The organism is Pseudomonas protegens (assembly GCF_003363755.1).
Taxonomy (GTDB): domain Bacteria; phylum Pseudomonadota; class Gammaproteobacteria; order Pseudomonadales; family Pseudomonadaceae; genus Aquipseudomonas; species Aquipseudomonas danubii.
The window spans coordinates 1992773-2013068 of record NZ_CP031396.1 but is presented as its reverse complement, the minus strand read 5'-3'; the positions used below and the strand labels follow the sequence as shown (position 1 = coordinate 2013068).

The window sequence follows — 20296 nt, the reverse complement described above, 5'->3', positions numbered from 1 at the left end:
CGTTGGGCTTGATGTGAATCCTACTCCGATAAAGTTGATTAAAAAGCGCAAATAAATGCTTATTAAAATCGAATTTATCGATGTGTATAGGGGCGTCTCTCACCGCCGATCAGCGCATTCAGGCCTCATTACAGATACGCACCAAGTCGCAACTTGGATTCAGTAGCAGCCTAAGGAGCCGGCATTAACTGACCGTTAATGGCTCAGTCCATGGGGCAGGAAAGGATTAAAAAACCATCGACGGTTTTTTCATTCGGCCCCGACCTATTTTTCACCCCCGAGCCTTCAGCCTTCGCGCAGGCCTGCAACCCACGACAGGCCATTTTGAATGCGACCCTTGGAGCTCCTTGATCAATGAACAAACTTCCCCAGATCACCCTGGCCTTCTGGGTCATGAAAATCTGCGCGACAACCTTGGGGGAAACCGCCGGTGATCTGCTGTCGATGACCCTCAATGTCGGTTACGCCATCAGCTCGATGATCCTGATCAGCGTGTTCCTGCTGACCCTGGTCACCCAGCTGTGGTCCAAGACCTACAACCCGGTGCTGTACTGGATGGTGATTCTCTCCACCAGTACCGCCGGCACCACCCTGTCGGACTTCATGGACCGCACCCTGGGCCTGGGCTATGCCAGTGGCTCGCTGATCCTGATCGGGATGCTGCTGGCGATCTTCGCCACCTGGCGCCTGAGTGGCGACTCGCTGAACGTCAACAGGATCCAGACCTTTCGCGGCGAGCTGTTCTATTGGATGGCGATCCTGTTTTCCAACACCCTGGGCACCGCCCTGGGCGATTACCTGGCGGACGATTCGGGGCTGGGTTTTGCCGGCGGCGCGTTGCTGATCGGCTCGACCATTGCCGTGGTGGTCCTGCTCAAGTACCTCACCCGGCTCTCGTCGGTGCTGCTGTTCTGGGTGGCCTTCGTGCTGACTCGGCCGTTCGGCGCCACCCTGGGCGATTTCCTCACCAAGCCCCATGAAAAGGGCGGGCTGGATTTCGGCACCATCGGCTCGTCGGCGGTACTGGCGGGGATTCTGCTGGTGATGATTGTCGGCGCGGCCTGGGCCCAGAACCGCTACGCGCGCCAGGGCGCCGCCGAACTCTCCTGAGCCACACCCACTTTCTGTAGGCGCCGGCTGGCCGGCGAACGCCTCCCCACAGATCGCGAAAAAGCGCCCGGGCCTTGCACCCGGGCGCTGTGGTTTTCAGTCGGTCTCGATCCGCGAATGCTTGCGGGTGTCCTTCATGGTCGCGTAGACCAGCAACGAACAGGCAATACAGGCGGTGACGTACCAGTAGTAGCCGGTTTCCATGCCGATGCTCTTGAACCACAGGGCGATGTATTCCGCAGTGCCGCCGAAGATCGATACGGTCAGCGCGTAGGGCAGGCCCACGCCCAGGGCACGGATTTCAGTGGGGAACAGCTCGGCCTTCACCACCGCGTTGATTGAGGTGTAGCCACTGACGATGATCAGTGCCGCCATGATCAGGAAGAACGCGCCCCACCAGGTCTGGATGGTGTGCAGGGTGGTGAGGATCGGCACGGTGAACAGGGTGCCGAGGATGCCGAAGGCGATCAGGATCGGCCGCCGGCCCACCTTGTCCGAGAGTGCACCGATCACCGGCTGCAGGCACATGAACAGGAACAGCGTGGCGGCAGAAATGGTGGTGGAGTCGGAAATGCTCATGCCGACGGTGTTCACCAGGTATTTCTGCATGTAGGTGGTGTAGGTGTAGAAGGCCAGGGTGCCGCCCATGGTCAGGCCGACCACGGTCATCAGTTCCTTGGGATGACGCATCAGGGTGCGCATCAGGCTTTCTTTGGGCTTCTCTTTCTTCTTGGTGAAGGACTCGGTTTCTTCCATGCCGCGACGCAGGTACAGGGCCACGACCGCACACAGGGCGCCGATGCCGAACGGAATCCGCCAGCCCCAGGATTGCAGCTCCTCGGTGGTCAGAATGTTCTGCAGCACGATCAGTACTCCCAGGGCGATGAGCTGACCGGAGATCAGGGTCACGTACTGGAAGCTGGAGAAGAAGCCGCGACGTTCCTTGGTCGCCATCTCGCTGAGGTAGGTGGCCGAGGTGCCGTATTCACCACCCACCGACAGGCCCTGCATCAGGCGCGCCAGCACCAGCAGGATGGGGGCGCCGACGCCGATGGTTTCGTAACCCGGGGTCAGGGCGATGATCAGCGAGCCGAAGCACATCAGCAGCACCGAAGCCATCAGCGCGGCTTTACGGCCTTTGCGGTCGGCGTACAGGCCCATCAGCCAGCCACCGATCGGGCGCATCAGGAAGCCCACGGCGAAGATCGCAGCGGTGTTCAGCAGTTGCGCGGTGGTGTCGCCCTTGGGGAAGAAGACTTTGGCGAAGTACAGCGAGAATGCCGCGTAGACGTACCAGTCGTACCACTCGACCATGTTGCCCACGGAACCGCTGAAGATCGACTTCAGGCGGCTGGCGGTGGTCTTTTCGGTGGCGGATGCAGCCGCCGACCCGGCAGGCAGGGTATTAGAGATATCCATGACGGACCCTTCTATTCATTGTTTTTGTGGAGCGCGCGCAAGCGCAGCCTGCTGGGGCTGTAGCAGGACCTGTGCCAAGGACAAGAGGCCCGGGCTAGAAGGGTTTGATCGGTGGTGATGAGCGGAAATCCGCCTATGGGTGCCTGTGGGGTAGGCGGGAAATTGCCGAAAGGTGCGCGGCACCTGGGAGGCGTGTTCGGGCGGCTTGCCGTTTGCGGGTATGGGTGGGGCTACACCTGGCTTGAGGGCCTGTTCGCCGGCAAGCCGGCTTCTACAGGGACGAGGGTTATGGGTCTTTGAGGAACATTTCCCGGGTCAGGCCGTGACGCTGCATTTTTTCATTCAGGGTCCGGCGCGGCAGTTGCAGTTCGTTGAGCACGGCCTTGATCTCGCCCTTGTGGCGAGTCAGGGCAGCGCGCAGGCACTGGGCTTCGAAGGCTTCTTGCTGCGCGGCCAGGGATTGGCCGGCTTCGAGGACTTCGGCCTCCGGCTCCCCGAGGCCCAGCACCTGACGCTCGGCGGCGTTGGCCAGTTCGCGCACGTTGCCCGGCCAGTCGTGACTGAGCAGGCGGCTCAACTGGGTGCCACTCAAGGGCGCGACGCTGCGCCCCAGGCGCTCGGCGGCGGCCTGGGCGAAGTGTTCGTAGAGCTGTGGAATATCCTCGCGGCGCTCACGCAGTGGCGGCAGGCGCAGTTCGGCCACGGTCAGGCGATAGGCCAGGTCTTCGCGAAAGCGTCCGGCCCGGGCCTCCTCCAGCAGGTCGGGCTTGGTGGCGGCGATCACCCGCAGGTCGACCTTGATGCTCTGGTTGGAGCCCAGGCGTTCCAGTTTCTGCTCCTGCAGTACCCGCAGTAGCTTGACCTGCTGGGCCAGGGGCATGCTTTCGATCTCGTCGAGAAACAGCGTGCCGCCATGGGCGTACTCCAGCTTGCCGATGCGCTTGCCCTGGGCGCCGGTGAAGGCGCCGCTTTCATGGCCGAACAACTCGGCCTCGAACAGCTGCTCGGGGATCGCTGCGCAGTTCAGGGCGACAAAGGGCTTGCCGGCCCGGGGACCGAAGTCGTGCAGGCAGCGGGCGATCAATTCCTTGCCGCTGCCGGTTTCACCTCGGATCAGCACATTCACGGGCAAGGCGGCCAGATCCAGTACCTGGCGGCGCAGGGTCTGCAGGGCCCGGGACATGCCGAGCAGGGTGGCGTCGAGCTTGGCCCGGCTGTCAGCCTGCTGGTGCAGGCGACGGTTTTCCAGGACCAGGCGGCGTTTGTCCAGGGCCCGGCGCAGGCTGCTGAGCAGGGTGTCGGGGCTGAAGGGTTTTTCCAGGAAGTCATAGGCACCGTCGCGCATGGCCTCGACCGCCATGGGCACGTCACCGTGACCGGTCAGCAGGATGATCGGCAGGTCGGGGTCCAGGCGCTGGACCTGGGCCAGCAGCTCCAGGCCGCTGATACCGGGCATGCGCACATCGCTGAGGATCACCCCGGGGAAGTTCTTCGGCAGTTGCGCCAGGCAATCCTCGGCGCGACTGAACAGCTGGACCTCGAACCCCGACAGGCTCAGCCATTGTTCGACGGCGGTACGGATGCTGGCCTCGTCATCCACCACGATTACCGAGTTCAGCATTGGATGTGCGCTTCCAGATCGATGGGCAGGCTGAGGGTGAACACCGCGCCCTGATTCTGGTTGGCGGCGCTCAAGCGTCCCCCCAGTTCATGGACGATGGCGTAGGACACGGCCAGCCCCAGGCCCAGGCCATCACCCACCGGCTTGGTGGTGAAGAACGGGTCGAACACGCTCAGCAGGTGCTCTTCGGCGATCCCGCCGCCGTTGTCGGCGACCCGCAGTTGCCACAATTGGTCCTCGGCCTCGAGGCTGATCTGCAGGTGCTTTTCAGGCTTGTTGTGCATGGCGTCGAGGGCATTGCGCAGCAGGTTGATCAGCACCTGCTCCAGGCGGATGGCATCACCGCGAACCCAGGCCGGGCGCGTCAGGTGCAGCTCGATCTGGATGTCTTCGGCACGCAGCCGGGTTTCCAGCAACTGCAGCGACTGGTCCACCACCGCGGCCAGATCCAGGCGTTCGCGCAGGCCGCTGGGGCTCTTGCGGGCGAAGGTCTTGAGGTGGCTGGTAAGGGCGGCCATGCGGGTCAGCATGTCGTCCAATGGTCGCAGGGCTTTGTAAGCCTCATCCACCCGGCCGTGATCCAGCAGCAGCCGCAGCGTGGCAAGCTGCATGCGCTGGGCGGTCAGGGGTTGGTTGATTTCATGGGCCAGGGCCGCGGACATCTGCCCCAGGGCGGCCAGCTTGGCCGATTGCACCAGGCCTTCCTGGGCGGTGCGCAGATCCCGAGTGCGTTCCTGGACCAACTGTTCCAGCTCTTCACGGTTGCGCTGGCGGATTTTCCCCAAGCGCCAGCGTTGGCTGAGGAACAGCAACAGGAACACCAGGGTCAGCCAGGCGCCGGCGGCCGCCAGCCCGGCATTGCGGCTTTCCTCGAAAGCGCTGGCCGGCTTGCGCAGCAGGTGCAGGGTCCAGCCTTCGGCGGTCAGCGGCAGGGATTCCCAGAGATAGTTGGCCACGCCCTCGGGGCCTTCGACCTGGACCAGTCTGCTGTTGTCGTCGAATGTTTGCAGGGTCGTATGTTGCAGCGCCGTCAGCGGTTGCTTGTCGTACTGGCGGGTCAGCTTGATCTCCGCCAGGTCGTTTGCGGACAGCGGTTGCAACTGCCGGTAACGCCAGCCGGGCTGGTTGGCGATAAAGATGATGCCTCGGGCGTCGCTCACCAGCAGGGTGTCGTTGCCCTGGCTCCATTCATGCTCCAGTTCGGGGAACTCCAGCTTGACCACCATGGCCCCGAGGAAGTCCTCGTTGTCGGCCTTGACCGCGCTGGAGAGGAAATACCCCGGAATGCCGCTGGTGACGCCCACGGCGTAGAAACGCCCGCTGCCCTGGCTGCGGGTCTGCTTGAAGTAGGGGCGAAAACCATAGTTGTGGCCGACATAGCTGCTGGGCAGTCGCCAGTTGCTGGCCGCCACGGCCAGGCCTTCATGGTTCAGCAGTTCCAGGGTCGAGGAGCGGGCGGCGCCGTTGATCTTTTCCAGTTTGCGGTTCAGTGCATCCTGGGTGTCTGCCGTCACCGGGCCCTGAAGTGCCGAACGCAATTCCGGGTCCAGGGCCAGCACCGCTGGCAGGGCGCGATAGCGTTCGATCAGGGTGTGCAGCGAGTTGGCGTACAGCCCTAGCTGTTCATTGGCTCGGGCGGCATCCTCCACCAGCGTCTGGCGTTCGGCGTGGCGCATGGCCAGGCCGGCGCTGATGACGGTGCCAGCGAGAATAACCAGGATATAGAACGTCAAGCGGATAGGGCGAGAGATCTGGGCCATGAGTCGGGGCAGGCTGCAATGGGGGCGGGAACGATAGCATGAGCGACGGGTGGAACGTTGATCGCCGACAGTGTCGCGAAAGGGCGCGGCATAAAAAAAGCGACGGGCTGTTGTCTCAACAGCACCGCCGCTTTGGCCAAACGTTAGAAGGGCTTACTGCACTTCTACCGCCAGGCTGTCACTGATCTTTTTCTGCCAGATGGCAGGACCTGTGATGTGGACCGACTCGCCCTTGCTGTCGACGGCGACAGTCACTGGCATGTCCTTGACCTCGAACTCGTAGATCGCTTCCATGCCCAGTTCGGCGAAGGCCAGGACCTTGGACTTCTTGATCGCCTGGGCCACCAGGTAGGCGGCGCCGCCGACGGCCATCAGGTACACGGCCTTGTTGTCCTTGATCGCGTCGATGGCGGTCGGGCCACGCTCGGACTTGCCGATCATGCCCAGCAGGCCGGTCTGCTCGAGGATCTGCCGGGTGAACTTGTCCATCCGCGTGGCAGTGGTCGGGCCGGCCGGGCCCACCACTTCGTCGCCCACCGGATCAACCGGGCCGACGTAGTAGATGAAGCGACCCTTGAGGTCTACCGGCAGGGTTTCACCCTTGTTCAGCATCTCCACCATGCGCTTGTGCGCCGCGTCGCGGCCGGTGAGCATCTTGCCGTTGAGCAGCACGGTCTCGCCCGGCTTCCAGCTTTGCACGTCTTCCGGGGTCAGGGTGTCGAGGTTGACCCGACGTGCCGACGGACCGGCTTCCCAGACGATTTCCGGGTAGGCGTCCAGAGGTGGCGCTTCCAGTGCGGCCGGGCCGGAACCGTCGAGCACGAAATGCGCGTGACGGGTGGCGGCGCAGTTGGGGATCATGCACACCGGCAGGGAGGCGGCGTGGGTCGGGTAGTCCATGATCTTCACGTCGAGCACCGTGGTCAGGCCACCCAGGCCCTGGGCGCCGATGCCCAGTTGGTTGACCTTCTCGAACAGCTCCAAGCGCATTTCTTCGATGCGGTTGGACGGGCCACGGGCCTTGAGCTCGTGGATGTCGATGGACTCCATCAACACTTCCTTGGCCATCACCGCAGCCTTTTCGGCGGTGCCGCCGATGCCGATGCCCAACATGCCCGGTGGGCACCAGCCGGCACCCATGGTCGGTACGGTCTTGAGGACCCAGTCGACGATGGAGTCGGACGGGTTGAGCATGGCCATCTTCGATTTGTTCTCGGAGCCGCCGCCCTTGGCCGCCACGTCCACTTCCACGGTGTTGCCGGGAACGATGGAGTAGTGGATCACCGCCGGGGTGTTGTCCTTGGTGTTTTTCCGAGCGCCTGCCGGGTCGGCCAGGATGGAAGCGCGCAGGACGTTTTCCGGCAGGTTGTAGGCGCGACGCACGCCTTCGTTGATCATGTCGTCCAGGCTCATGGTGGCGCCGTCCCAGCGCACGTCCATGCCCACGCGAACGAACACGGTGACGATCCCGGTGTCCTGGCAGATCGGCCGGTGGCCGGTGGCGCACATGCGCGAGTTGATCAGGATCTGTGCCATGGAGTCACGAGCGGCCGGCGATTCCTCGCGCAGGTAGGCCTCGTGCATCGCCTGGATGAAGTCCACGGGGTGGTAGTAGGAAATGAACTGCAGGGCGTCGGCAACGCTCTGAATCAGGTCGTCTTGCTTGATCACGGTCATGAGTCGCGCTCCTCTAAAAGACGGGAACATTTAATAAGGTGGCTGCAGCAGGGTGTATCGGTCGGTTGCAGACACCTTCTAAGGCACGCCGGACAGACAACTGGCGCGACGCTAAAAAGGCGCGGCAGTATACCGCGCCTGGGGGCCCGGCACACCCGCCAGCCGGGCAAACGAAAGTCGCCCATCGGGTGGGCACTGTTCTTGCGTGAATCAGCGGCAAAACCGCAGAACACGGCTTAAAATTTGGATAGTCATTTGCCGGGCGCAGCACTAAAGTTGCAACTGGCCTGCAGGGTAGGAAACTCTTTAAGCCTCCTTTCTCACGGTGAGTCAACGATTGACCCATAAAGCCATCCAGAGCTTGTTATTCAAGCGCTTCACCATTGCTGCGGGCACCTACGGACTGATCCTGCTGCTGTTCTGGCTGGCGGTTCTCGCGGGGCACTATCGCGCCTCCACCAGCAGTGCGCTGTTGGCCTCGGGGTTGGTGTTGGCCACTCAGGGCCTGCTGTGCTGGGTGTTCATCAGCGGGCGCAACCTGCGCTTTGCCGATCCCAGCCTGACTGAAGTCCAAGTGGTCCTGGGCATTGCCTGGCAGACCTGGCTGATCGCCCACCTGGATCAGGCCCGGGGCGCTTTCCTGGTGTTCTATATCCTGCCGCTGCTGTTCGGCCTGTTTCATTTATCCCGTCGGGCCTACCTGCGTTGCGCGGCGCTGATCTTCTTCTGTTTTGCCGGGGTCAACCTGTGGGACGGCTATCGCTTTGTCCTCAAGGATCCCCAGCTGGCGGCGCTGCAACTCTGTGTGCTGCTGGTGATGCTGGTGTGGATGTGCCTGTACGCTGCCTATGTCCAGGCGTCGCGTTCGCGCATGCGGCAACGGCGTTTTGCCTTGCAGGCCCATCAGGACACCCTGCGGGGGATGATGCGGCAACTGGAAGATCTGGTGGCTACCGATGAGTTGACCGGGCTGTTCAATCGCCGACACTTCCTGCGTATCGCCAGCCGTGAGTTGCAGGCCATGGACCAGGAACAGATGCATGGGCTGGCGCTGATCGACCTGGATCATTTCAAGCGCATCAACGATCTTCACGGCCATGCGGCAGGCGATCAGGTGCTGCAGGCGTTCGCCGCGGTGGCCACGGCCTGCCTGCGGGACGGTGATGTACTGGCCCGCTACGGCGGTGAGGAGTTTGTGGTGCTACTGCCCGACTGTGATGCCGAGCGCCTGACCTCTTGTTGCGAGCGTCTGCGCCTGGCCTTCATGGAGGTGCAATTGGTGGGCCTGAATGTGCGTGACCTGAGCCTGTCGGCAGGGATGACCCTGCTGCAGGCCGGCGATGATCTGGACAATGCCCTGCAACGCGCCGATCAGGCGCTGTACCGGGCCAAGCGCGACGGCCGCAATCGTTGTTCCGCCGCCTGGGAAAACCTCGATGCCTGAATTGACCGTGGGCAGCCGGCGCTGGACAGTGGCACCGGCAAGCAACCTGCTGGATGCCTTGAATCAGGCCGGTGTGGCGGTGCCCTACAGTTGTCGCGCCGGCAGTTGTCATGCCTGCCTGGTGCATTGCGTCCAGGGCCTGCCCAACGACAGTCGGCCGGATGCCCTGAGCGATGAACAGCGCCGCCGTGGCTGGCGCCTGGCCTGCCAGTGCCAGGTGGTGGAGGACCTGCAGGTCGAGACGTTCGATCCGTTGCGCGATGGCCGGCCGGCCCAAGTGGTCGGGCTCGACTGGCTATCGCCCACAGTCCTGCGCTTGCGTCTGCAGCCTGAGCGGCCATTGCGTTATCGCGCCGGCCAGCACCTGGTGCTGTGGACCACCAGCCAGATCGCCCGGCCGTATTCCCTGGCCAGTCTGCCGGAAGAGGACCGCTTCCTGGAGTTTCATCTGGACTGCCGGCATCCGGGACAATTCAGCGACGCCGCACGCCAGTTGCAACTGGGCGACCCGATCCGCCTGGGCGAGTTGCGCGGCGGCGCCTTGCACTACGATCCGGACTGGCAGCAGCGACCGCTCTGGCTGCTGGCCTCGGGAACCGGCCTGGCGCCCTTGTTCGGGGTGTTGCGCGAAGCCCTGCGTCAGGATCACCAAGGCCCTATCCGCATCATTCACCTGGCCCATGACGCCACCGAACATTACCTGGCCAAACCCTTGGCAGCCCTGGCAGCGAACCGTCCCCAGCTGAGTGTGGAGCTGTGGCAGGGCGCGCAGCTGGCGACGGCCCTGGCGCAACTGCGACTTGTTTCCCGGCAAACCCAGGCCTTACTCTGCGGGCACCCCGACAGTGTCGAGGCCTTTGCCCGACGCCTGTACCTGGCGGGGCTGCCGCGCAATCAACTGCTGGCCGATGTGTTCCTGCCCCGTGGTTGAGCGCTGATTTTTCCAGAGCGAGATCTTCATGACCGATGCCATCGAGCTGCAACGCGAGGGCGGGCTGCTGACCCTGCGCCTGAACCGCCCCGACAAGAAAAACGCCCTGACCCGTGCCATGTACAGTCGTCTGGCGCAAGCCCTGGCCGAGGCGGACGCCGATCCGCAAATCAATGCCCTGCTGATCTGCGGCAGCAGTGAATGCTTTACCGCCGGCAACGACATCGCCGACTTCCTGCAACAGCCGCCCAGGGACCTCGACAGCCCGGTGTTCCAGTTCATGCGCAACCTGCTCGATTGCCGCAAGCCGGTGGTGGCTGCGGTGGCCGGCGCGGCCGTGGGCATTGGCACCACCTTGTTGCTGCATTGCGATCTGGTCTATGTCAGCCGTGATGCACGGTTGCGCATGCCGTTCGTCAACCTCGGGCTGTGCCCGGAATTTGGCTCGAGCCTGATCCTGCCGCGCTTGCTGGGACAGGCCAAGGCCGCTGAGTTGTTGCTGCTCGGCGAAGGCTTCAGTGGTGAACAGGCGGCGGCCTGGGGCATTGCCACTGCGGCCCTGGGAGATGGCGCGGCAGCCCTGGCCAAAGCCAGGGAGGCGGCATTGCGTTTCAGCCAACTGGCGCCGGAGGCGGTGCAGGTGAGCAAGCGCCTGATGAAGGCTCCCTATCGTGAGCAACTGCGCCAGGTAATAGAAGAAGAGGGCGCGCAGTTCACTCAGCGCCTGCGTTCACCAGAAGCCATCGCCGCCTTGTCGGGTTTTTTCGCCAAAGGCTAACACCTGTCGCTACAGGGAAGGACGGACACAAAAAAGCCCCGGGGTTTCCACCTCCGGGGCTTTTGCGTTCAGCGAGCCAGGGCTCAGACCATCGGGTCGCCAACGTGCAGGATCTTCATGCCATTGGTGCCGCCGGTGGTGTGGTAGCTGTCGCCCTTGGTGAGAATCACCCAGTCGCCTTTCTCTACTACGCCGCGCTTGAGCAACTCGTCGATCGCAGCCTGGCTGACTTGCTCAGGCGGCAGGGAAGCCGGGTCGAACGGGATGGTGTAGACGCCGCGGAACATGGCTGCACGCGCCTGGGTTTCACGGTGCGGGGAGTAGGCATAGATCGGCACCGAGGAACGGATGCGCGACATGATCAACGGGGTGTAGCCGCTTTCGGTCAGGGCGATGATGGCCTTCACGCCCGGGAAGTGGTTGGCGGTGTACATGGCGGCCAGGGCGATGCTCTGGTCGCAGCTTTCGAACACCTTGCCCATGCGGTGGCTGGAGGTCTTGCTGGTGGGGTGCTTTTCCGCACCGACACAGATCCGCGCCATGGCCTGGACCGCTTCCAGCGGGTAGGCACCGGCGGCGCTTTCTGCCGAGAGCATGACCGCGTCGGTGTAGTCGAGCACGGCGTTGGCCACGTCGGACACTTCGGCACGGGTCGGCATCGGGTTCTGGATCATCGACTCCATCATCTGGGTCGCGACGATCACTGCCTTGTTGTGGCGGCGCGCGTGAAGAATGATTTTCTTCTGGATGCCCACCAGCTCGGCGTCGCCGATTTCCACACCCAGGTCGCCACGGGCCACCATCACGGCGTCACTGGCGTTGATCAGGCCATCGAGGGTTTCGTCGTCGGCCACGGCTTCGGCGCGTTCGATCTTGGCCACCAGCCAGGCCGTACCACCGGATTCGTCACGCAGTTTGCGCGCGTATTCCATATCGGCGGCGTCGCGAGGGAAGGACACGGCCAGGTAGTCGACCTGCATTTCGGCCGCCAGCTTGATGTCGGCCTTGTCCTTTTCGGTCAGGGCCGGAGCGGTCAGGCCGCCGCCACGACGGTTGATGCCTTTGTGGTCGGACAGCGGGCCGCCCACGGTCACCACGCAATGCAGCTCGGTGGCGGTGGCGGTTTCCACGCGCATCACCACGCGGCCATCGTCCAGTAGCAGTTCGTCATTGACGCCGCAGTCCTTGACCAGGTCCGGGTAGTCGATGCCGACAATGTCCTGGTTACCTTCGGTCAGCGGGTGCACGGTGGAGAAGGTGAACTTGTCACCGATCTTCAGTTCGATACGCTTGTTGGCGAATTTGGCGATGCGGATTTTCGGGCCTTGCAGGTCGCCGAGGATGGCCACGAAGCGGCCGTGCTTGGCGGCCAGGTCGCGGACCAGTTGGGCGCGAGCCTTGTGCTCGTCCGGAGTGCCGTGGGAGAAGTTCAGACGGGCAACATCCAGGCCCGCGAGAATCAACTGTTCGAGAACTTCCGGCGAGTTACTGGCCGGGCCAAGGGTGGCAACGATTTTGGTACGACGAACGGACATGCACGGACTCCTGAGTTCAAGCGCAACGAGAGGCTACTATGCTCCGAAGTTGTAGTCATTGTTCGTTTGCACTACTTATTGCTTTGTTTGTTTACCGCAACAACCTTGAAGATTTTTGCCGATGAGTCGATACACTGCACAAGACAGGAGATACCCCATGCGATTCGTACTCATTGCTATCTTGGCCGTCAGTGTTGTCGGCTGCACCCGCTGGTCCATGAACCATCATTTGAATAACGCCTACCGCGCTTATGACCGCGGCAACTGCGAGAGCGTGATGCTCGAGTTGAGCCAGGTCGACCGCAACAGCCGTGCGCGGCCTTACATCCAGCCGGAAGTGTCGATGCTGCGCGGGCAATGCCTGGAGCGGCAGAAGTTGTTCGTCGATGCGGCGCAGACTTATCAGTTCATCATTACCCAGTACCCCAGCAGCGAGTATGCCTTCCGTGCCCGTGCGCGCCTGGACACCTTGCAGCAACTGGGGCATTACCCGGCAAACGGTGCAGCACAAGTTCGCCGTACAGCGTTGTAAGCGATACCGGTCAGGGGCAGTGTAATTGCCCCTCGCGCTTGAGCTAACATTTGTACAGGTTGTTCGAACACTGCACGGTTCCTGCCTGGCGCAGTGGCGTTGAAATCCTTGTGAAGATTTTCCTCGCACCTCGAATCCGGGAGAACGAGCCGCTACTCAAGGCCCGTTCCGAAGCACTAGTGCGGTCATGCTTAATGACCTTTCATAGCGATACCCAGCATGTTCACGGAACCTCGGATCGAGCGGCATCAACTGCCGTCCTACTTGAAAGTCTTCAACCGGTTTACCGACAAGCCTGTCGGTTACCTGGGCAATATTTCCGCTGACGGGCTGATGTTGATCAGCCAGTTGCCGATGCTGATCGGTGCCGAGTTCGAGCTGCGGGTGAAAGTCCCCGGCAGTGATGGACAGACGCAGTTCATCGATTTCAGCGCCTGTTGCCTGTGGTGCCATGAGGACCTGACCCCTCACCAGTACGACAGCGGTTTCAGCCTGCTGCGGGCGACCGCCGAATTCGCTGAACTGGAGCAGGTCTTGCGGCACTACTTCAGCTTCCATCCGTTGCAGACATCGGCCTGAATGTCGCGGTAGCCCGCTACAGGCTGCCGGCTTTCTTCCAGCTCAGATACCGGCTGACCAGCTCCGCCCCCAGCTCGCCTGGACGGGCGTCGAGCAGGGCGATGCCGTGGGCGCTCAGGCGTTCATGCAGTTCGGCCCGGCTATTGAGGTAGTTCACGGCGGCACTGTAGATCAGCGCCTCGGGCAAGGTCTGCACTGGGCTTTGGCGCAACTGATCGAGCACTTCCTCGCGCAGGCTGGCCACCAGTACCCGGTGCTGGCGGCTGATGCGTTTGACCGCAGTCAGCAACTCCTGGTCGTCTTCATCCCGCAGGTTGGTGACCAGTACCACCAGCGCCCGACGCTTCTGCCGCGCCAGCAATTCACTGGCTGCAGCCTGGTAGTCGGCTGGACGCTGGCTGGTGTCCAGGTCGTAGACGCCGTTGAGCAGCACACTCAGTTGGGCCGAGCCCTTGACTGGCGCAAGGTAGCGCGAGCGCTCTCCGGCAAAACTGTAGAGGCCCACGGCATCCCCCTGGCGCAGCGCGACATAGCTGAGCAGCAGGCAAGCGTTGAGGGCATGGTCGAAGTGCGCCAGCTCGCCGTCCTGGCTGCGCATGCGGCGTCCGCAGTCGAGCATGAAGATGATCTGCTGGTCGCGTTCGTCCTGATACTCCCGGGCGATGGGCGTGCGCTGGCGGGCGGTGGCTTTCCAGTCGATCTGCCGCAGGCTGTCGCCTTCGCGAAACTCCCGCAGTTGATTGAACTCCAGGCCCAGCCCGCGGCGTTGCAACTGGCGCACCCCGAGTTGGCTGAGCCAGTTGTCCACTGCCAGCAACTGCGCGCCATAGAGGCGGGCGAAGTCCGGGTAGACCCGGGAGCTGTCGTGGACCTTCAACCGTCGTCTGGCGCTCCACAGACCCAAGGGGCTGGGCAGGCTGACTTCACATTGGTGGAAGTTGAAATGCCCTCGTTGCAGCGGTCGCACGCTATACCCCACTCGGCTGACCTGGCCCGGCTCCAGGCTCACCGATTGTGGCAGGTGCTCAAAGCTCAAGCCCTGGGGCGGATGGTCGAACAGTTGCACCTCAAGCGCTTGCCGATAAGGGTGGCGGATCTCCAGTTGCACTTCGCTCCAGCGTCCCAGGGGCAGGCTGCCGGGCAACTGACGCTGTATCTCGGGCGACGCCAGGCGCGACAAGCGCAGGGCATCCAGCAGCGCCAGCAGCAACAGCGCCAGCAACAGGCCCCAGGCGATCGAGTCCAGGCGCGGCAGCGCCTCGATACCCAGGGCTCGCACCGCTCCCAGGAGGATGTACAGGCCGGTCAGGGTGCCCAGCCAGATCAGCAACAGACGAGTCGGCTTCATCAGTGTGGGCGGCTCATAGGCGCGGTGCCGGAATCTGCTCGAGCATCTGCTTGAGCACCTGTTCCACCGACAGCCCTTCGATATCCAGCTCCGGAGCGACCCGTACCCGATGCCTTAGCACGGCCAGGGCGCAGCCCTTGATGTCATCCGGGATCACGAATTCGCCGCCCCGCAGCAGGGCCCGGGCCCGGGCTCCGCGCACCAGGGCAATGGAGGCACGCGGGCCAGCGCCCAGCGTCAGTCCCGGCCAGCTGCGGGTGGCCCGGGCCAGGCGCACGGCATAGTCGAGCACCTGTTCGTCCAGGGGCAGTTCACTGGCGATGCGCTGCAGGGCCAGCACGTCCTTGGCCTGGAGCACGGTACGCAGGGGCTGTACATCAAGCATGTCGGCGCGGGTCGAGCGAGCCACCTGGCGAACCATGTTCAGTTCCTCCTCGGCGTCCGGGTAGTCCATCCGCAACTTGAGCATGAAACGGTCCAGTTCGGCTTCCGGCAGCGGGTAGGTGCCTTCCTGCTCGATGGGGTTCTGGGTCGCCAGGACCATGAATGGCTGGGCGATGGGCAGGGCCCGGCCTTCCAGGGTCACTTGGCGTTCCTGCATGGCTTCCAGCAGCGCGGCCTGGGTCTTGGCTGGGGCGCGGTTGATTTCGTCCGCCAACAGCAGATTGGTGAACAGCGGACCCTTGCGCAGTTTGAACTGTTCGGTCTGCAGGTCGTACACCGCGTGGCCGGTGACATCGCTGGGCATCAGGTCCGGGGTGAACTGGATTCGTGCAAACTCTCCGCCAAAGCAGCGGGCCAGGGCCCGTACCAGCAGCGTCTTGCCCAGACCAGGGACGCCTTCGAGCAACACGTGGCCACCGGCGATCAGCGCCGTCAGCACATCATCGATCACGGCCTCCTGGCCGATCACCACCTTCTGCAGTTCCTGGCGCACCGCCTGCGCCAGCTGGCTGGCCCGCTGGCGCTGCTGGGCCGCATGGACCTGGGGCTGAGGCGCCTCGGAGGAGTCAAGGGATTCGACGGGTTGTTCGCTCATAGGGCATTCCTGAGAGTTTGCAGGTGGGCGACCTGGTGGCTGAAATCAGCACCGGAAAGGCGCTGCCCGGACACCGGTTGCAGGGCTTGGCGCACAGCATCGACAGGCTGCTGGCTGAGCAGGGCGAGGACGTCCCACTGGGCTTCGGGTTCCAGTTGTTCGAAACCCGGATGGCGACGTCGTGCCCGGCGCCGGATATCCAGTTGCAGGGCCTGCAGCAGTGGGCCCTGGCCGCCATGGCGCAGGATGAAGTCGGCACTGGCGCGCAGGTGCTCCCGCAGTTGACGCCGGGCCTTGGGCGGCGGTGCCAGCAACGGCCCCTGGCGGCTACCGGCCTGCCACAGCCACAGGCCGATCAACAGGGCCAGGGCTACCAACGCTTGGGGAAAATAGCGCCAGAGCAATTGCCACAGGCTCGGGTGGTCAGTGTTGAACAGCAGGGTCACGGCCGTATCGGTATTGAGGTACCACAGCAGCCAGGCGTTGTCGTACAGGCCGATGGCCGGGGTTTTCCAGATGTCGGCGTCGGTCAGCACGGTGACCGAGCCCTGGCCGTAGTCGAGCTGGATCATGTGGGTGGCCACGCCGCTGTTGGCCCAGGACTGGGCCAGGCTGTCCGGGTCGTCCAGGTGGAAGGCGGTGTCGAAGCCGATGTAGGCCGGGGCCTGTTCGTCTTCCAGATAGACTTTGGTCAGCTTTGGAAAGGCGTCGTTGGCTTCCTGTTCCGGCGGCTCCTCGAGGTCTTCACTGAGCTGTTGATGGATCTGCACCCGATCCAGCAGCAAGTCACCGCTTTGCTGAGTGTCATCGTCCCACAGGGCTTCGGCGACAAAGATCAGTCGGCCACCGGCACGGGCCCAATCCAGCACCTGGTCGGCCTGGCGCGGGCTCATGTTCGAGCGCTCCCCCAGCAACAGCAGGCTGTTGCCGGCGGGCTTCAAGGTGGCCAGTACTTCCAGGCCGTTGGCGTGATCGACCTTGAGGCCGCGTTCGCGCATAAACAGCTCGGCGGCCAGGTAGGGATTGGCGCGGGCTTCGGGCGAGGGGCCGTGATCGACGAGTTCCTGATAGGGCGTGGCGTGGCGGTACAGGTAGTAGCCGGCGGCTCCCAGTACCAGGATCAGCAACAGGGCCAGGCTGCCCCATAGATAGCGCTTCATGCTGGCGCTCCTGGGCCGAACAGACTGCGCCAGGCGTCGCACAGTTGCGGCTGCAGATCGGCGCCGGGAACCCGGTGCCCATAGGCCATGTTCTGCCAGTGCTTCGTCAGTTCGCGGCTGAAGGCTTCCAGGGGCGGTTGCTGCAAGGCCTTGATCCGCTCCAGTACCTGGCCTTCGGTATCGGCCACGCTCAGGGGCAGATGAAAGTCTTCCAGCAGGCGACTGAGCAGTGCCCTGTAAAGCAGGCCCAGGGCCTCCCGGGGCTGGCTGGACCAGAGTTCCTCGGCGCGGGCGGCCACATCGGCAGGCAAGGTTTCGCTGCTGACGTCCAGGCCGAACAGTTGCTGGGGGATCGCGGCGGGGCGTTTCTTGCGCGGTAGCGGACGGCGGCTGACAAAGGCTCGCAGCCAATCGCGGTAGCGCCAGATCAGCCAGCCCAGGGCCCCTAGCAGCAAGGCCCAGAGGAGGATTTCCAGGCCCTTGGCGAGGCTGCCGAAACTGTTGTTGTCGAGGTTCTCAAGCAGGTTCTTGAGCCAGCCCGGCGGCTTGCCCTTGGCGTCTTTCTTCTGTGCCTGCTCTTCGCCGAAGCGGTAGCGGGTGACCGACTCCTGGTTCTTGAACGGCGGCTTTTCCAGGATGCCCTGGATGCTGTCCTTCGAGGCTTTGCTGGTCAGCGGTTGCTGCAGCAGTCGTGGCGCTTCGGGGCCGGCCACGGAAGTGCTGGGGGTGGCTGCCCAGATCGATGCGCCCGGCATCGCCAGCATCAGGCCGGTCACCAGCAGCAGCGCCGTGACGCCCGCCAGACGCTGGCGCAGGCGACGGAAAACCAGTTCGATGTCCCAGGCCTCGAGCTCGGTGCGGCGGTTGAGGTACAGGCTGAAGCCACAGGCCACGTAGATGGGCTCCCAGATCACCAGGACCAGAGCGTAGAAGGCGTTGGTCAGGTGTTCCAGCCAGAACCAGTCCTGCTGGGCGGCGATGACCAGGCTCTGCCAGTTCCAGTCCAGTTCGATCTGTTGTGGCAGCAGCAGGTAGAACAGCACCATCAACCCGATCCACAAGGCGCCTTCCAGGTGCATGCCGATCAGGGTCAACCAGCGTGCGGCCCCGGCATTGCGCTGCAGCAGGACCGCCAGGCGTTGTTGCCGGGTATCGCCACTCAGGCCTTCAAGTTGCACCACCGGCATGACAAAGCTGCGGCTCATGCTGAAGCGGCGCCAGGTCAGGCTGGCCAGCAATTGTGGCTTGAGCAGGCGTGGCCACTGCCTCAACGCCTCTGCCAGGCTTGGGGTTTCACCGAACAGGGCTTTGGAGAGGATGAACAGTGGCAGGCGTTCGAAGGCCGGTTTCAGCCACCAGAACAACAGCACTGCCAAGGATGGGGATTGCCACAGCAGCAGGCTCAGCAGGGCGAACACCGGCAGGCTGACGATGGCCCAACTGGTCATCAGCAGGCGCCGGTGACGCTGGCTCAGCAGTATCCCCAGGTCCATGGCTTCCCAGGGGTTGCGTGGGCGGATCGTCACGCTGGCGTCACTCAGGCGCATGGGATTCACGTCCGGCCAGGGTCAGGTACGCCACCACCAGGCTCCACAGGGCGGCGCCGACGCTGTATTTGATCCAGGGCGCAGGCCAGGTCATGGAGGACCAGTAGGCTTCGATAAAGGCCGCGATCAGCAGGAATACGATGACCCCGTAGACCAATTGCACGCTTATCCGCGCAGCCTGCAACAGGGCTTCGCCGCGGCTCAGGCGACCGGGGGCGATCAGGGCCCAGCCCAGTTTCAACCCGGCCGCACCGGACAGGGCAATGGCGCTCAGCTCGAAGGCGCCATGGCCGATGACGAAGGGCCAGAAGGTCTGGCCGAAGCCGATCTGGGTCAGGTGGCCAGCGATGGCGCCGATCATCAGGCCGTTGAAAAACAGGAAGAACACACTACCCAGGCCAAACAGCAGGCCGCTGGCGAAGGTCTGAAAGGCGATGCCGATGTTGTGCATGATGTAGTAGCCGAACATCACCCAGTCCTGGCTAGAGGCGCGTTCGGCGACCCGTCCCAGGCGTCCGTCGGTGGGCTCGTACATGCTCTGCATTTCCGACACCTGCTCCGGGCTCACCAGGCTATAGACCAGTTCGGGGTAGAGGTACACCAACAGGCCGATACCCAGCAGGCTGCCGAAGAACAGCAGGCTGGCGATCAGCACCAGGCGCCACTCCTGGCGCACCAGACGCGGAAAACCGGCCAGTATGAAGCCCAGGACGTTGGCGCTGATGGCGGTGCGCTGTCGGTACAACTGCTGATGGCCGCGCAATGCCAACTGCTGCAATGGATCGATCAGGTAACTGCTGTAACCGCGCTCCTGGGCCAGGGCCAGGTGCTGGCACAGGCGGCGGTAGTCCTGGATGAAGTTCTGGCAGTCCTCGGCTTTGACCCGGCGTCGCTCCAACTGGTCCAGCAGATGCTCGAACTGTTGCCATTGCGCCTGATGACGGTTCTCAAAAAGGCTTTGTTTCATGTCGTTCCCAGAAAACCGCGGGCGATGCCGTTGAGTTCGGCAGTGGCCTGGGCGGTGGGTACATGCAGCGGTTGCGCGAGGATCGCCGCCAGTTCCCGGGTGCGCTCGGCCGACAGTTGATTCTGACGTTCGGCAAACTCGAGAATCGCCCGTTGTTCGTTCAGGCTCAGGGCAAAAGGCGCGGAGCGGGGGACGGCAGGTGGCAGTTCCGGTCGCTTGACCGACTGCTCGCGATAGATCACCAGGGTGCCGGCGGCCAGGTCGCCCAGACGCTTGAAGGTCGGATGCTGCAGGCAACTGATCGCGCCAAGGAAATAGCCGAACGGCAACATGTCGGCAAAGCGCAGCAGGTTGCGGGTCAGGGAGGCGCTCCAGCCAATGGGGGTGCCATCGTCCTGAACCACTCGCAGTCCCATTATTTGCTTGCCGGGAGAGCGGCCCTGGTTCAGCACCTCGAACAGCACCATGTACCACCAGCTGATCAGGAAAAGCAGGATCGAACCGAGACCGATGCCGATCTCGCCGAAAAAGCCCAGCACAATGAACAGCAGGCCCAACACCAGCCCGCGGATGCCCAGATCGAGGGCAAACGCCAGGGTGCGGACCAGCAATCCCGCCGGTCGCAGCGGCAGATCGATGCCCTCGGGGGTTTCGACCTGATACCGCGTATCCAGTGGCGGGTGCAGCGATGCGTTCCTTGGCGTTGCTGTCGTCTCAAGCATGGGCAACTTAGGGGCTTGGCCTGGTAGAGAAAAATCCAGCGCAGATGCTAGCAGTGTCCGAGGGGCAAACGACATCATTAACTGCGAATTCAACGTGGCGCTCTGTGTGCCGCCGGTTCGCGCGGCT

At 63.3% G+C, this 20296-nt stretch carries 17 protein-coding genes; 6 read left to right on the top strand and 11 right to left on the bottom strand.

Annotated features, from left to right (window positions below; genetic code table 11):
- Positions 1–354 precede the first annotated feature (354 nt).
- Entirely contained in the window at positions 355–1110 is a 756-nt protein-coding gene (locus DWF74_RS08720; RefSeq protein WP_115580771.1) for a COG4705 family protein, read from the top strand.
- 96 nt (positions 1111–1206) lie between these two features.
- Here DWF74_RS08720 and DWF74_RS08715 read toward each other — a convergent pair whose 3' ends face one another.
- The 4 genes from DWF74_RS08715 to DWF74_RS08700 form a co-directional block, all read right to left on the bottom strand.
- Positions 1207–2529, bottom strand: coding sequence for an MFS transporter (locus DWF74_RS08715; protein WP_047305837.1), 1323 nt, complete (start codon positions 2527–2529; stop codon positions 1207–1209).
- A 286-nt stretch (positions 2530–2815) separates the two neighbouring features.
- A complete protein-coding gene (locus DWF74_RS08710) occupies positions 2816–4150 on the bottom strand; it encodes a sigma-54-dependent transcriptional regulator (RefSeq protein WP_115580770.1) in 1335 nt (444 codons plus the stop codon).
- Entirely contained in the window at positions 4144–5910 is a 1767-nt protein-coding gene (locus DWF74_RS08705) for an ATP-binding protein (protein ID WP_102860525.1), read from the bottom strand. The genes DWF74_RS08710 and DWF74_RS08705 overlap by 7 nt, the downstream gene beginning before the upstream one ends.
- Positions 5911–6063: 153 nt before the next feature.
- Positions 6064–7587, bottom strand: coding sequence for a fumarate hydratase (locus DWF74_RS08700; protein WP_102860526.1), 1524 nt, complete (start codon positions 7585–7587; stop codon positions 6064–6066).
- Between the two features lie 337 nt (positions 7588–7924).
- Here DWF74_RS08700 and DWF74_RS08695 point away from each other — a divergent pair, with 337 nt between their 5' ends.
- From DWF74_RS08695 to DWF74_RS08685, 3 genes are read left to right on the top strand one after another with little or no spacing between them, the layout of a single operon-like run.
- Positions 7925–9031, top strand: coding sequence for a GGDEF domain-containing protein (locus DWF74_RS08695; RefSeq protein ID WP_102860527.1), 1107 nt, complete (start codon positions 7925–7927; stop codon positions 9029–9031).
- Complete coding sequence (locus tag DWF74_RS08690; RefSeq protein WP_102860528.1) at positions 9024–9962, top strand: iron-sulfur-binding ferredoxin reductase; 939 nt, start codon at positions 9024–9026, stop codon at positions 9960–9962. The genes DWF74_RS08695 and DWF74_RS08690 overlap by 8 nt, the downstream gene beginning before the upstream one ends.
- A 28-nt stretch (positions 9963–9990) precedes the next feature.
- Positions 9991–10740 (top strand): enoyl-CoA hydratase-related protein, encoded by a 750-nt coding sequence (locus DWF74_RS08685; RefSeq protein ID WP_102880705.1) that lies wholly within the window; start codon positions 9991–9993, stop codon positions 10738–10740.
- 83 nt (positions 10741–10823) lie between these two features.
- Here DWF74_RS08685 and pyk read toward each other — a convergent pair whose 3' ends face one another.
- Positions 10824–12275 (bottom strand): pyruvate kinase, encoded by a 1452-nt coding sequence (gene pyk / locus DWF74_RS08680; RefSeq protein ID WP_016963242.1) that lies wholly within the window; start codon positions 12273–12275, stop codon positions 10824–10826.
- Positions 12276–12432: 157 nt separating this feature from the next.
- Here pyk and DWF74_RS08675 point away from each other — a divergent pair, with 157 nt between their 5' ends.
- Positions 12433–12807 (top strand): tetratricopeptide repeat protein, encoded by a 375-nt coding sequence (locus DWF74_RS08675; RefSeq protein WP_115580769.1) that lies wholly within the window; start codon positions 12433–12435, stop codon positions 12805–12807.
- Positions 12808–13026: 219 nt separating this feature from the next.
- Positions 13027–13386, top strand: a complete 360-nt coding sequence (locus DWF74_RS08670; protein ID WP_115580768.1) for a PilZ domain-containing protein — start codon at positions 13027–13029, stop codon at positions 13384–13386.
- Positions 13387–13402: 16 nt separating this feature from the next.
- Here the strand turns inward: DWF74_RS08670 and DWF74_RS08665 are convergent, their stop codons facing one another.
- From DWF74_RS08665 to DWF74_RS08640, 6 genes are read right to left on the bottom strand one after another with little or no spacing between them, the layout of a single operon-like run.
- Complete coding sequence (locus tag DWF74_RS08665) at positions 13403–14734, bottom strand: DUF58 domain-containing protein (RefSeq protein ID WP_102860532.1); 1332 nt, start codon at positions 14732–14734, stop codon at positions 13403–13405.
- 13 nt (positions 14735–14747) lie between these two features.
- The gene (locus DWF74_RS08660; RefSeq protein ID WP_102860533.1) at positions 14748–15773 is read right to left on the bottom strand and encodes an AAA family ATPase; all 1026 of its coding nucleotides are present in this window, start codon (positions 15771–15773) and stop codon (positions 14748–14750) included.
- Positions 15770–16933, bottom strand: coding sequence for a DUF4350 domain-containing protein (locus tag DWF74_RS08655; RefSeq protein ID WP_102860534.1), 1164 nt, complete (start codon positions 16931–16933; stop codon positions 15770–15772). The genes DWF74_RS08660 and DWF74_RS08655 overlap by 4 nt, the downstream gene beginning before the upstream one ends.
- A complete protein-coding gene (locus DWF74_RS08650) occupies positions 16930–18480 on the bottom strand; it encodes a DUF4129 domain-containing protein (RefSeq protein WP_115580767.1) in 1551 nt (516 codons plus the stop codon). Before DWF74_RS08650 ends, DWF74_RS08655 begins: the two co-directional genes overlap by 4 nt.
- Positions 18467–19447, bottom strand: coding sequence for a stage II sporulation protein M (locus DWF74_RS08645; RefSeq protein WP_102860536.1), 981 nt, complete (start codon positions 19445–19447; stop codon positions 18467–18469). Before DWF74_RS08645 ends, DWF74_RS08650 begins: the two co-directional genes overlap by 14 nt.
- Positions 19444–20169 carry an RDD family protein gene (locus tag DWF74_RS08640; RefSeq protein ID WP_115580766.1) on the bottom strand — a complete coding sequence of 242 codons (726 nt, stop codon included), beginning with the start codon at positions 20167–20169 and terminating at the stop codon, positions 19444–19446. The genes DWF74_RS08645 and DWF74_RS08640 overlap by 4 nt, the downstream gene beginning before the upstream one ends.
- Positions 20170–20296 lie beyond the last annotated feature (127 nt).

What these genes read in the sequence shown, in the direction of transcription:
- pyk (WP_016963242.1), bottom strand. Translation starts at nt 12,275, where the DNA reads ATGTCCGTTCGTCGTACCAAAATCGTTGCCACCCTTGGCCCGGCCAGT.
- DWF74_RS08675 (WP_115580769.1), top strand. Translation starts at nt 12,433, where the DNA reads ATGCGATTCGTACTCATTGCTATCTTGGCCGTCAGTGTTGTCGGCTGC.
- DWF74_RS08700 (WP_102860526.1), bottom strand. Translation starts at nt 7,587, where the DNA reads ATGACCGTGATCAAGCAAGACGACCTGATTCAGAGCGTTGCCGACGCC.
- DWF74_RS08685 (WP_102880705.1), top strand. Translation starts at nt 9,991, where the DNA reads ATGACCGATGCCATCGAGCTGCAACGCGAGGGCGGGCTGCTGACCCTG.
- DWF74_RS08645 (WP_102860536.1), bottom strand. Translation starts at nt 19,447, where the DNA reads ATGAAACAAAGCCTTTTTGAGAACCGTCATCAGGCGCAATGGCAACAG.
- DWF74_RS08710 (WP_115580770.1), bottom strand. Translation starts at nt 4,150, where the DNA reads ATGCTGAACTCGGTAATCGTGGTGGATGACGAGGCCAGCATCCGTACC.
- DWF74_RS08655 (WP_102860534.1), bottom strand. Translation starts at nt 16,933, where the DNA reads ATGAAGCGCTATCTATGGGGCAGCCTGGCCCTGTTGCTGATCCTGGTA.
- DWF74_RS08690 (WP_102860528.1), top strand. Translation starts at nt 9,024, where the DNA reads ATGCCTGAATTGACCGTGGGCAGCCGGCGCTGGACAGTGGCACCGGCA.
- DWF74_RS08720 (WP_115580771.1), top strand. Translation starts at nt 355, where the DNA reads ATGAACAAACTTCCCCAGATCACCCTGGCCTTCTGGGTCATGAAAATC.
- DWF74_RS08650 (WP_115580767.1), bottom strand. Translation starts at nt 18,480, where the DNA reads ATGCGCCTGAGTGACGCCAGCGTGACGATCCGCCCACGCAACCCCTGG.
- DWF74_RS08640 (WP_115580766.1), bottom strand. Translation starts at nt 20,169, where the DNA reads ATGCTTGAGACGACAGCAACGCCAAGGAACGCATCGCTGCACCCGCCA.
- DWF74_RS08660 (WP_102860533.1), bottom strand. Translation starts at nt 15,773, where the DNA reads ATGAGCGAACAACCCGTCGAATCCCTTGACTCCTCCGAGGCGCCTCAG.
- DWF74_RS08715 (WP_047305837.1), bottom strand. Translation starts at nt 2,529, where the DNA reads ATGGATATCTCTAATACCCTGCCTGCCGGGTCGGCGGCTGCATCCGCC.
- DWF74_RS08670 (WP_115580768.1), top strand. Translation starts at nt 13,027, where the DNA reads ATGTTCACGGAACCTCGGATCGAGCGGCATCAACTGCCGTCCTACTTG.
- DWF74_RS08665 (WP_102860532.1), bottom strand. Translation starts at nt 14,734, where the DNA reads ATGAAGCCGACTCGTCTGTTGCTGATCTGGCTGGGCACCCTGACCGGC.
- DWF74_RS08705 (WP_102860525.1), bottom strand. Translation starts at nt 5,910, where the DNA reads ATGGCCCAGATCTCTCGCCCTATCCGCTTGACGTTCTATATCCTGGTT.